The sequence below is a fragment of the Aquisphaera insulae genome (assembly GCF_011064615.1).
In the GTDB taxonomy this organism is placed as follows: domain Bacteria; phylum Planctomycetota; class Planctomycetia; order Isosphaerales; family Isosphaeraceae; genus Aquisphaera; species Aquisphaera insulae.
This window is the reverse complement of sequence record NZ_JAALJH010000154.1, coordinates 1-11,093: the sequence shown is the minus strand read 5'-3', so window position 1 is coordinate 11,093 and position 11,093 is coordinate 1. Positions and strand designations below refer to the sequence as shown.

General features: G+C 69.0%; 7 protein-coding genes. 3 read left to right on the top strand and 4 right to left on the bottom strand.

What is annotated here, in order from left to right:
• Positions 1 to 712 precede the first annotated feature (712 nt).
• From G6O54_RS35590 to G6O54_RS35580, 3 genes are read right to left on the bottom strand one after another with little or no spacing between them, the layout of a single operon-like run.
• Entirely contained in the window at positions 713 to 1,675 is a 963-nt protein-coding gene (locus G6O54_RS35590) for a 5-oxoprolinase subunit C family protein (protein ID WP_165235330.1), read from the bottom strand.
• A 41-nt stretch (positions 1,676 to 1,716) separates the two neighbouring features.
• The gene (locus G6O54_RS35585) at positions 1,717 to 2,454 is read right to left on the bottom strand and encodes a 5-oxoprolinase subunit PxpA (protein ID WP_165235327.1); all 738 of its coding nucleotides are present in this window, start codon (positions 2,452 to 2,454) and stop codon (positions 1,717 to 1,719) included.
• Positions 2,441 to 3,091, bottom strand: a complete 651-nt coding sequence (locus G6O54_RS35580; protein ID WP_165235324.1) for a 5-oxoprolinase subunit B family protein — start codon at positions 3,089 to 3,091, stop codon at positions 2,441 to 2,443. The genes G6O54_RS35585 and G6O54_RS35580 overlap by 14 nt, the downstream gene beginning before the upstream one ends.
• 162 nt (positions 3,092 to 3,253) lie before the next feature.
• Here G6O54_RS35580 and G6O54_RS35575 point away from each other — a divergent pair, with 162 nt between their 5' ends.
• Positions 3,254 to 4,561: a hypothetical protein gene (locus G6O54_RS35575; protein WP_165235321.1), complete on the top strand. Its 1,308-nt coding sequence runs from the start codon at positions 3,254 to 3,256 to the stop codon at positions 4,559 to 4,561.
• On the opposite strand, the gene G6O54_RS35570 is transcribed toward G6O54_RS35575, so the two are convergent.
• Complete coding sequence (locus tag G6O54_RS35570) at positions 4,443 to 5,912, bottom strand: glycosyltransferase family 39 protein (protein ID WP_165235318.1); 1,470 nt, start codon at positions 5,910 to 5,912, stop codon at positions 4,443 to 4,445. The genes G6O54_RS35575 and G6O54_RS35570 overlap by 119 nt on opposite strands.
• Positions 5,913 to 6,186: 274 nt before the next feature.
• Between G6O54_RS35570 and G6O54_RS35565 the strand changes: the two genes are divergently transcribed.
• Both G6O54_RS35565 and G6O54_RS35560 read left to right on the top strand, forming a co-directional pair.
• Entirely contained in the window at positions 6,187 to 8,766 is a 2,580-nt protein-coding gene (locus G6O54_RS35565; RefSeq protein ID WP_165235315.1) for a tetratricopeptide repeat protein, read from the top strand.
• Entirely contained in the window at positions 8,763 to 10,796 is a 2,034-nt protein-coding gene (locus G6O54_RS35560; RefSeq protein ID WP_165235313.1) for a M48 family metallopeptidase, read from the top strand. Before G6O54_RS35565 ends, G6O54_RS35560 begins: the two co-directional genes overlap by 4 nt.
• Positions 10,797 to 11,093: the final 297 nt, after the last annotated feature.

Below are 11,093 nucleotides of genomic sequence, written 5' to 3'. Positions count from 1 at the left end.
TGGGCTGTTACATCCAGGACAAATGTAGATGCGATCTTCGCTCCCCTGCTGCCAGTAGCCCATGTTTGAGGACACATGCGTCCCGCAGAATCCGCAGACGTAGCTTTGCGGCTCTATCACCTTCGCATCTTTCCAAGGCATCGGGTTATCTCGTAGGGAGGAATAACGGATCGGTCGGACTCAGGCCAACAGCAGCTCATTCGTCGATCTTAATGGTCAATGGTTCACGTGTCCAGTATAGTGGACCCCGGAAATCGGACCCTTCGGTAAGTTATCCTGGAGGGTGACTCATCGAGGGCACGACATGGGACAGATCCGCAAGGGGCACTCGGCGGCGTTCAAGGCCAAAGGAGGGAATCAAGCAATCAAGCGGCCATGCACTCAACTCAGAGAAACCAGGCAACGCGGGCAACGAAGGTCAGGGGGCAACGGGGGGCATCGAAGGCCAGGGGGGGGCAAGGGGGGCATCGAAGGCTACGGGCATCGAAGGCCAGGCACCCAAGGAGGGTGGTCTGGGGAATGCAGAGAGGGAAGCTGGGATATCCAGTCGGGATTCAGGGCGGTCCGGGGAGTTCGGCGGCCGGCTCGAGGTTCAACGAGACAAGTCCCACCGCGACATTCTGACTATCCACGGCAATCTGGGCAATCTGACCCCTGGACGCCTCGCCCACACCGTCTTACCTCTCCGGCCCGTCTTCGCACTCCGGGACCTTCAGAGACTCGGTGCGTCGGAACACGGGACCATCGCGACTCGATGGTCCCTCGCCAGGCTGCCGATGCGCAGCAAGAGCATCCGCTGGGTGCGACGAGCTTCTCGGTCCAATTCGCGGGCTTCCGCCAGGCTGACCGGTTGAAAGCCGATACGCTCGCCGGGTCGGAGCTGGGCCAGGCGATCGAGGTCCGCGGAGACGACGTGGGCGACGTGTGGGTAGCCGCCCATGGTGCCGGCGGCGACGCCAAGCACGATAAGCTGACCGCCGGCGACCTGGATGGCACCGGGCGCGACGGGCGCGGAGAGGCGATCGGCGGGAGAGCTCAGGTCGAGCGGCGGACCCTCGAGCCTCAGCCCCATCCGGTTGCTCCGAGACCCGACGCGGAACTCGCCGCGCCTCCAGTACGAGGCCAGCCCGCCCGCGGGCACGTCCGGGCCGGGGATGATGCGGAACGGCGATCCGGCGGCGTCCACGGCGGGGACCTCGCCGGGATAGCGGGCGGCGATCGTCCCCTCACGCGTCCGCAGGAAGTCCCCCCGCCGGAGCGGGTGCTCGGTGGATCGAGAGCCGAGCCGGGCGAGCGACTGGATCCCCCCGCGGACGGCCAGGTAGGTCCTGGCACCGTCGAGCGTGCGTCCCAGCGCGATCCGATCGCCGGCGTGGAGGGTGAAGCTCGACGGCGTCCGGACCCGTCGGTTCTCGCCGTCCAGGCCCACCAGCCAGGCCTCGATGGAGGCCCCCGCCAGCGAACATCCCAGGCTACCGAGCGCCTCGTACGTCCCGCCTCGAAGCGTGATCTCGAGCAGGGCGGCATCCCGCCCGTTGCCGACCAGGGCGTTGGCCATCTCCGCGGAGCCGCGATCGAAGGCGCCTCCCACCGGCACGCCCCATTCGCGGTGGCCGGCCACGCCCGAGTCCTGCACGGTCGTCCAGAAACCCGGCTCGATGACCATCAAGCTCATGGATGAGGCCCGCCGCGTGGAAAGGAGCCGCCCGCAAGAAATCAGCCCATGACACTTCGAATCGCAACGCCCGACCGTTCCAGTGCATCCCTCACGGCCTCGGCATTGGCGACCGCGGCGGGTTCGTCGCCGTGGATGCAGAGAGTCTGCACCCGCCCCGACCGGACCAGCCTCAGCGCCTGGTCGGCGATCTCCGCGGGACGATGGAGGATCGCCCCGGGCTCGCCGCGAGGAAGGAGCGTCCCATCCGCGCGATAGCCGCGGTCGGGGAACCCTTCCGGGATGAAGCCTACGCCTCGATCGGCCGCGAGCATGGCCAGGCCTGATTCCGGCAGGCCCACGAGCGGCAAGCGCAATCGCTCCGCCGCGGCGACGACACCCAGGCCGATCGCGTCTTCACGCTGGGCCTGGTTGTAGAGGGCGCCGTGGGGCTTGAGGAACCGAATCTCGAGCCCCTGCTCGCGGGCGAGCTCCCAGAGAACTTCCGTTTGCTCGACGATCAACCTCTCCACCTCCGCGGCCGACGCCGGCCGCTCGCGGCGGCCGAAGCTCTCACGGTCGGGGTAGCCCGGGTGGGCGCCCACCACGGCCCGCGCCTCGCGAGCGGCGTGGAGCGTCTCGCCGATGGTGGTCACGTCCCCCGCGTGGAAGCCGCAGCAGACGCTGGCCGACGAGACGAGCCGCAGCAGGTCCCGGTCGTTCGGGAAGCCTTCCCCCAGGTCGGCGCTGAGGTCGATTCGGGTCGTCAGCTCGAGATTCGACGGCTCAGAGTCGCGCATCGCGGAGGTCCTCGAATTCCTCGGTGCCGATCGACCGGAAGCGGATACGGTCGCCCGCCCGGATCGGGAAATACCCTTCGTCTGGCAGGGCGATCCGAATCGGAGTCCGGCCCAGCAGGTGCCAGCCTCCCGGCGATTCGCGGGGGTAGATCCCCGTCTGCCGGCCCGCGATCGCCACCGAGCCCGCGGGCACCTTGAGGCGAGGCTCCGCCCTTCGGGGCAGTCGGCCCAACGAGGGGGGCAGATACCCTGCATAGGGGAAGCCCTGGAGGAACCCGAGCGCGAAGACGTCATAGGTCTCGCCGCAGTGTCGTGCCGCGACCTCGTCCGGCGTGACGGAGAGACGCGCCGCGACCGGGCCGAGATCGGGGCCGTCGTAAAGGACCGGGACGACGTGGAGCCGCGACGGCAATCCCCCTTCCGCCGATGGCCGGAACGACGAGAGCACCCCCTCGAGCTCGTCCAGGTCCGCGCGATCGGGGTCGGCGAAGACGGCCGCCGAGCGATAGGCGAGGACCACGTCGGTGACCCCGTCCAGGTGAGCCGTCCGGACGGCGGTGGCCCAACGCGCCGCACCTTGCTCGTCGGCGAAGTGGGCCAGGAAGGCGCGGTCTCCGAGCGGCTCGATCGCGACCATTGCCGTGCCTCCGATCTCCGCCGGCGGGTTTCGGCCGCGAGGCGGAGGATGACCACGCGCCGCGGTCTAACGGCCTGTTCCAGGCTCACGGACCTGCTAGAATCATACCATCGAATTCCAGTCGATCCCGGAATCTCCCGGACTCACCGGAGGGGGCGCACCGTGTTCCCCGGCATGATCCTCCTCGCCGCCGCGCTCGCCGGCTTCCAGAAGCAGCCTCCGCCGCCGGTCAATCCCCATGCCTCCGAACGGGTCCTCCTCCAGGACGGCTCGATGGTCCGGGGCGTGATCACCGACGTCCTGCCCGGCTCCCGGGGCGGGGTCGAGATGCTCGTGCGACGGGAGTGGGCGGAGAAGAACCTCAAGCCCTGGTTCGGCCGGTGGGACAGGGCCCTGGCCGCCGGCAGCAAGGCGGCGGCCCGGCAACGGCTCGAACGGCTCCGCGGCTGGCGAAAGGACCGGGCCGCCGCGGTGAAGGTCGCGGCCGACGACCGCATCCTCGGCTGGATCGATCGCGAGGTGAAGCGACTCGAGGATCCGAGCTCGAACGCGACCCCCTCGGTCCTGATGCCCGTCACGCTCGCGAAGGCCGATGTCCGCTCGTTCAATTGCCAGTCACCCGCGAATGTCCGCCTGATGCTCCTGGGCTGGAGCAGTCGGATCCCCGACGTCGAGACGATGAAGGTGGATGGCCTCAAGGACGCCGTCGAGGCTCGCGGCTTCGCCCCGGACGGCGAGAACGTTCCGCCGATCGCCGGGATGCTGCCGCTCGTCCCCGAGCCCGAGATCCGCTGGCTGGCCCGCCGCGCCGCCACCGAGCTGGCCGTGGACGACGACCTTCGCTTCGTCCGCTACCAGGACATGATCCGGCCCGATGCGCCCGCCGGGGCGGGGGCTGCGGCCGGAGACATCCTCGGGACGATGGACCTCTCCTCGGCCCTGAGCTCGCTGGCGAAGCTCCTCGACCTGGACCCGGGGCAGGGGAGGGAAGATCCCCTGGTGAAGGTCTTCCGCAAGATCGGCGACCGAGGCCGCGTGGGGGCGGTCGTGACTCGCCTGGAGGTCCCTCCCGACCTCTCTCGAGCCAACGTGGAGACCACCCTCTGGGTCCGGGCGGCCGCCGAGCGGTGGATCCCGTTCGTCGTGAAGTCCTCCTCGGTTCGCCCGGAGGACATCGCCGCCGGCGAGGGGGACGATATCGCCGCCGACCCGCAGGTGCAGAAGGCCTTCTCGCTCGCGGAGTCGCTCGGGCTGGGCCAGGTGACGCCCGAGATCAAGGCCCGGGCCCTCCGCATGGGCACCGCCACCCGCAAGGCCCTGGGGGCCTCGCGGGGAGAGATGGCCCGGGCGCTCAACGACCTGATGCTCCCCGTCCTGGAGCCGCCTCGAGACGATAGACCCGCAGCCCCGGGAATTCTCCCGCCGGCTCCCACCGTCCGCCCGGCGGAGCCGGCGGCACGACCACAGTAGCGTTCCCCTTCACGCCGATCGTCAGGAGGGTCTCTTCCATCCCGGTGGGGATGGGTACGCTCCCCGACGGATCGAAGGGCGAGATCAGACAGGACGTCGGCAGGTAGTAGCGAGCGGTCTCCACCTCGACGTTGTGCGCCGGATCGGTGGACGTCACCTCGACGACGATCCGCCGGGAGGGCTCCGACTCGAGGCGACTCCGGACGTTGGCCGCGAACCCCCGCCAGTCCGCCTTCTGCGTCGGATCCCGAACGATCGAAAGAAGTCCCGGCTGGACCAGGAACCAGACGGCTAGCGCCGCGACGATCCTGGGAAGGCGCGGCAGGGCGGCGATCCCCTGCGCGACCAGCACGAGGTACGCCGGCGCGACGAAGAGCGTGTACCGCGCCGGGCCGAACACCGGGTTGCGGAACCGCGAGTAGGCATAGAGGAGCACGGGTGGCAGGATCAGCCAGACCGCCAGGCAGACGGGCCAGGCCCACCGGCCCGCCCCGAGCGCGTCGAGCGTCAGGTCTCGCCTTCGACTCCGGAGTCCCCAAACGACCAGGAATGTCGCCGCCCCCAGGACCAGGAAATTGCCGCCGAGGAACCCGATCGGCGTCCCGAGCAGCGACTTCAGCGGCAAGGTCCCGGAAAGGAATTCCGGCGAATGGTCGAAGTAGTGCGGCAGCCAGGGCAACGCCGGGACGAGTCCCGCGGCGTGGACCAGGAGCCATCGTCGCCACGAGCCGAAGAGCGGTCGCGCGAAGATCAGCGAGCCCAGCCCCAGCGCCGCCGCCATGAGCATCCCCAGGGGATGCGAGTAGAGCAGTCCCGTCAGCCCCATCGCATAGCCGGCGCGCGCGAGCCGTCGCCGCCGGGCGGGGACGAGCCATGCGCCCTCGGCCTGTTCGAACAGCAGCCACCAGCAGCAGCAGGTGACCAGGACCAGCCACGCGTACATCCGCGCCTCGCGGGAGTAGGCCACGAGGGGCGGCGAGATCGCCGCCAGCCAGGCGGCGAGGAGTCCGGTCGAACGGCCGAAAGCCCTCCGGCCGATCAGCCCGACCAGCCCGATCGTCGCCATCCCGCAGGCCAGGCTGAGCGACCGCCCGGCGACCTCGGACTCGCCGAAGATCCGTAGCCAACCCTGGAGCAAGAGCGGATGGAGCGGGGCACGCGTCGCGTCGATCCGGAAGAGCAGGTCGATCAGCGCCGCCGGCGTCGCCGCCCTCGCCAGCCGCATCGTGACGACCTCGTCATACCAGAAGCTCAGCAGGCCGAGGTCCCAGCCGCGGAGGAGCCCCCCCAGGACCACGCAGGCCGTGATCCCCGTGATCCACCAGGCGTCCGGACGCGGTGCGTGATTCACGGGACATCCTTCATCGATCGGCATGGGAAGGGTCGATTCGTCCAGGAGGAGCCGGCTTCGTCCGGCGGCCGGTCGAGAACCGGCGCGAGGGTCAGCCTTTCGGGTTACGGAAGGATACCGCATTCGGACTCGGGGTTGGCTCCCGTCGGAACGGACACATCGACGCGGCGGGCAATCGACTGACGCCGCCGACCGGTGCTATAGTCCGAATATCGTCGCCGTCGCGATCCGGGGCTTCGACGCGACCACGAACGGTCACGCAAGGAACACGTCCATGCCGACCACGGTCAACGGGATTGGGACGCAATACTACGGCCGCAGGAACCTCTCCCAGAGGAACGGAGTCTGCCAGTCTTGCCGGCAATACGGGAGCCTCGTCTCGTATGACACCCGGCTCTGGTTCGTGGTCATCTTCATCCCGATCATTCCTCTGGGTCGGAAGCGGATCATGGACGAGTGCTCGAGGTGCCGCCGGCACTTCGTGGCCGACGCCGACAAGTACGAGGCGAACAAGCAGCTCCAGATCTCCGGCAGCTTGGACGAATATCGTCGCTCGCCGTCGCCGGAGAACGCCCTGCAGACTCACGCGGGCCTGCTCGCATTCCGCGACTTCGACCAGGCCGAACATTTCCGGCAGGCGGCCTCGGCGAAGTTCCCTGAGCATGCCGCCCTCCACGCCGGACTTGCGGACCAGCTCGAGCAGTTCGCCGGCTATCACGAAGCGACCCCCTTCTATGAGAAAGCCCTGGCGATCGACCCCGATCTTTACGCGGCCCGTGTCGGCGTCGCCCGGCGGCGGATGGTGGAAGGGAAGCTCGACGAGGCTCGCGAGCTCCTCGATTTCCTGGAAGTCCCGGGCGCGGGGCAGCAGCACTCGCTCGGTCCGCTCGACATCCTTGCCGGCAACTACCAGAGGGCGGGCCGGCACGAGGAGGCCCTGGAGCTGGCCTCGCACCTGCTCAGCGAGCTACCGGACGTCGGCCAGCAATACACCTTCCGGGCCTTCGTGAAGAAGTCGGAGAAGGCCCTCGGAGCCGAGGAGTCGATCCTCCCTCCCGTCGAGGGAGCGGTGCGTGGCCTCTTCCGAGGGACGGATTCCCCGCACCCGGGGTGGGTTCGCACGCTCTTCTGGACGGGCGTGGTGTCCGGGCTGATCCTGGCCGGATTGTTCGCCAGCAGCGAGTTCATCCGCCGCAACCGCACGATCCACATCGTGAACGCCACCGGGAAGGCCGTCCAGGTCCGGCTGGATGACGCCCCGCCGACCACCGTCGACGCCGGCCTTGGCAAGCTGACCGCGGCCGAGGGCCGCCACCGCGTGGAGATCTCCGGACCGGTCCACGAGACGGTCGACCTCGACATGGCCGCGGGGTTCTTCGACCGCTTCTTGAGCAAGCCCGCCTGGGTGATCAACCCGGGGAGCCAGGCCGTCCTCGACGACATGACCGTGCATTACGCGGCGAACCCACAGCCCAACGAGCATCGCCTCGTCGCCGGCGAGTCGGTCACCGCGATCCCGCACGTCGATTACCTGTTCGAGGATCCGCCCAACAAGATGAGGGTCAAGGGGCGGAACACCGTGATCAACAAGCGGGCCCTCAACTGGGTCCAGGCTCCGGCCGCGGAGCTCTTCGAGATGCTCCTGGCGGAAGGAGGACGGCCGGCGGCCCTGACCTTCGCCGAGGGCCAGCTCCGCAGCAACCCGGGGGATCAGAATTTCCTCCGGCAATATGTCCAGCAGGTGGCCTTGGGCGACGCCGAGCGGGTGGCCAAGTTCCTCGAGACCGGCCTGGACCGGCGACCCCTGGACATCCCCTGGCACCGCGCCTACGAGTCCACCGTACTGGCCGCCGGCCACGACACCGGCGACCTGGTCGCTCGCTACGACCGGGCCCTCGCCGAGGAGCCGGGAAATGCCGGGCTGCTCTATCTCCGCGGGCGGCTCGAGCCCAACTTCGCTCGCCGCGAGCCCTATTACAAGAAGGCCGTGCAGGCCGACCCGAAGCAGCCCTGGCCCTGGTTCGCGCTCGGGATGCAGGCGAACACCGAGGGACGATGGCAAGAAGGACTCGTCCAGATGAGGAAGGCGAGGGAACTCGGAATCCCGGAGGATGAGTTCCGCGACGCCTTCCACGTCGCCCGGCTCGCCCTGGGCGAGGCGAAGACCCTGGTCGGCGAATACAGGTCCGCCCTGACGACGAACCCGATGAACATGGTCTCCTTCGTCCGTCTTTGTGACGCCCTCGTGATCGCCGGCGAGCCCGATCAGATCGCGTCGGAGCTCAACGCCTGGATTCCGCGGCTCCCTTCCGAGGTTCAGGGGCAACTCTGGCAGCCGATGCGGAGCCTCGGCCATTACCAGTCTGGGAAGCTCTCGCTCGCGGAGGACCTGCTGCGGAACCACCCCGAGGTGGCGGCCAGCAGCATCGGCCTGCAGATCCGCCTGGCGGCCGGCAAGGCGAAGCAGGCGGTCACGGAACCGGCCTACCAGAAGCTCTGGGGAAACCCCTGGAATGCCCTGGCGGCGGCCGTTGCGCTCCGCCTGGAGGGCGCGGAGCCGCAGGCGAGCGAGCTCCTGGAGCGCACTCGACGGGCGATGGCCGGCTTCGGGAAGCTCTTCGCGGACGAACGCTCGTTCCTGAACGCGACCGAGCCGCCGCCGGTCTCGGAGGTGATCCGGACCAGCATCGATCCCGAGGAAAAGACCCTGGTCCTCTGCGAACTCGCCCAGCGCTTCCCCGCGAAGCGGGCCGAATACCTGGACGCCGCGGGCAAGTTCAATATCTCCCGCAAGCCCCCGTACCTGCTCGTGAAGCGGGTGATGGATCAGAAGCCCGCCGCGAAGAAGCCATGAAGCGAGAGGCCTTCGACGACCTGGTGAAGTGGGTCGAGGCCCGTTACTCCGGGCAGCCCGGGGCCCTCGAACAGGCCGTCGCGCGCTGGCTCCGGATCGGGAGGGCCGCCCTGCTCGCCTGGATCTTCGGCCTCGCCCTGGCGGGCGTGGCGCTTTGCATCGCCGGGTTCCTCATGCTTTCCGAGCCCCGCGCGGCGATGGTCCTGCTGGTCCTGGGCGTCCTGCTGCTCGCCTATGGACTCTCCCAGGTCGGTTTCCTGCTCTTCTCGGAGCCAATCCGCCCGGAGGGTCGCCTGCTCGGACCGGGCGAGGCTCCCGAGCTGCGGGCCCTGCTGGACGAGCTTGGACGAAGGCTCGACTGCCGCCGCTTCGACGAGGTCCGGGTCTCGCTCGCCTTCAACGCGGGCGTCACCGACGTGCCTCGTCTCATGGGGGGGCTGGGCCGGTCGACTCTCGACATCGGCCTCCCGCTGGCGATGATGGTCACGCCGGAAGAACTGCGGGCGATTCTCGCCCACGAGTTCGCGCATCTCTCCGGGCGGCACGGCGTGGGGAGCAATCGGATCTATCGCCTCCTTCGCGCATGGTCCCAGGTCGTGGCGCGGATGCAGGCCCCGATCACGGGGACCGTCGACGGCACGGTTCGCGGTGCGATCCTGCGGTTCCTCGGTTGGTACTGGCCCCGGCTCCATGCGCGGGCGGTCGTGCTGTCACGTCTCCATGAGTTCCATGCCGATTCGGTCGGTGCCGAGGTCGCCGGCCCGGCCACGATGGCCGCGGCGCTCTGGCGGACGGAGTGCCGGTCCGCCTGGATCTTCGAACGGTTCTGGCCGACTTTTCATGGGTTGGCGGACGAGCAGCCGGAGCCTCCCGAAGACCTCTTCGAGCGGTTGCGGCAGGCCGTCGAGGTCCCGCCCGATTCCGCCGAGTCGATGCGCTGGATCGATCGATCCCTCGGCCAGTTGACGGACAATGACAGCAGCCACCCGGTGCTCCCGGAACGACTCATCGCCCTGGGCCAGACGCCCGCGAGCCTTCGCGCGGCTGGCTTCCCGGGGGCGGCCAGCCCGTCCGCCGCGTCGCTCCTCGGCCCGAGCTTGCCCCTGATCGAGCGCGAGCTGGCCGAGAAGTGGCGTCAATCGGCGCGTGCCTCCTGGCGAGAGCGGAACCGATGGGCGGCCGCGCAGGCTCGCCGCTCGGCGAAGCCGTCGGCCGGGGAACATCCCGTCGCGTCCTCGCACGACGCCGACGCCGACGCCGACGCCGACGTTCCCGCCGTCTGGAATGTGGACGACGAGGCCGAGGCGACCGAACCGACCGCGGCCCCGCCATTCTCGCCCGCGGAGGTCGCGGCGCTCTGGGATCGCGCCCGCGAGACGGCCGAGCATCGCGGCCCCGAGGCCGCGGAGCCCATTCTGAACGAACTCCTGAGCCGGGCTCCGGATCATGTGGGCGGCACCGTCATGCTGGGACATTGCAAGCTCCGCCGGGGCGATCTCGATGGCGAACGCCTGCTCCTGGGCGTCGTCGACCTGGCCGATGAAACCTGGATGCGTCCGGCCTGTGACCTGCTGGCCGCCCACTACCGCGAGACCGGCCGGGCCGACCGCCTTCGCGAGGTGCGGGCCCGCATGGACGCCCACGAGAATGCCGTCGAGAATTCCCGCCGCGAGCGGACCTCGGTCGAGCATTCCGACGACTTCCTGCCCCACGGACAGGATGACAGGACCCTGGAACCGCTGCGTACCCTCCTCGCGTCGCAGCCCGAGTGCACCGGAGCCTGGCTCGTCCGCAAGAAGCTGCGGTTCCTCCCGCGACGACCACTATTCGTCCTCTGCCTCAGCGGCAAGACCTCGCGCTGGGGCCTCCCCGGAGATGAGCGTGGTCAGCTCCTGGTCTCACGCCTCACCCCGCGCATCGAGCTTCCGGGCCAGGTCCTGGTCATCGCTCGAAACGGCGGATTCCGCAAACTGGCCGCACGGGTCATGTCATTGCCGGGGTCACGGATCTATCCGGAGAAGTCCATCTAGGGCGGCGAAGGCGGGATCGCATGCTGGCGGGGCCGGTCCATCGCAAGCTGGTTCGTCACGTTCGGCTTTCGGCTCGCCCGTCGTCAGAGCGAATGCTACGATCGGCAAGGTCATCGACTTCTCCCGAGCTGATCTCACACCTGGCCCGGCCTCAGCTCGGTGATGGAAGGCGGCACGAAGCTCTACACGGGGCGCCTCTACGCCGTGGGCAACCGCATGTACACGATTCAGGCTGAGCACCCCAAAGGGCAGGACCACTCCGCCGACATCGACAGGTTCTTCAGTTCATTCACCGTG

Coding starts and splice junctions, on each gene's coding strand:
- G6O54_RS35580 (WP_165235324.1), bottom strand. CDS start 3,091: ATGGTCGCGATCGAGCCGCTCGGAGACCGCGCCTTCCTGGCCCACTTC.
- G6O54_RS35585 (WP_165235327.1), bottom strand. CDS start 2,454: ATGCGCGACTCTGAGCCGTCGAATCTCGAGCTGACGACCCGAATCGAC.
- G6O54_RS35590 (WP_165235330.1), bottom strand. CDS start 1,675: ATGAGCTTGATGGTCATCGAGCCGGGTTTCTGGACGACCGTGCAGGAC.
- G6O54_RS35560 (WP_165235313.1), top strand. CDS start 8,763: ATGAAGCGAGAGGCCTTCGACGACCTGGTGAAGTGGGTCGAGGCCCGT.
- G6O54_RS35565 (WP_165235315.1), top strand. CDS start 6,187: ATGCCGACCACGGTCAACGGGATTGGGACGCAATACTACGGCCGCAGG.